This window comes from Pseudoalteromonas sp. SR45-6 (genome assembly GCF_014163545.1).
Lineage (GTDB): Bacteria > Pseudomonadota > Gammaproteobacteria > Enterobacterales > Alteromonadaceae > Pseudoalteromonas > Pseudoalteromonas rhizosphaerae.
Genome location: NZ_JACJDM010000250.1, coordinates 1 through 230 on the forward strand (window position 1 = coordinate 1; position 230 = coordinate 230).

The window sequence follows — 230 nt, forward strand, 5'->3', positions numbered from 1 at the left end:
TGCACCTGCCAGTAACTCGTCAAACCGATTAAACTATTTCTTAATTTCAATTAGGAGATAGCCATGAGAAAAATGCGTAGCCTTGAGCAGTGGCGCAACATTATCGAAGAACAACAAGCCAGCGATTTAACTATTACTGAGTTTTGCCAGCAACATGCCTTATCAAAAACAAGCTTTTATGCGGCACGAAGTAAGCTTACTGCTGCATCTGGTAGTTTTGTTCGCGCAAA

At 41.3% G+C, this 230-nt stretch carries 1 protein-coding gene; it reads left to right on the forward strand.

From position 1 onward, the window contains the following. Positions 1 to 72: 72 nt before the first annotated feature. Positions 73 to 230: IS66 family insertion sequence element accessory protein TnpA (tnpA, locus tag H5158_RS23830; RefSeq protein ID WP_409076825.1), on the forward strand; the 158-nt coding region annotated here is incomplete at its 3' end.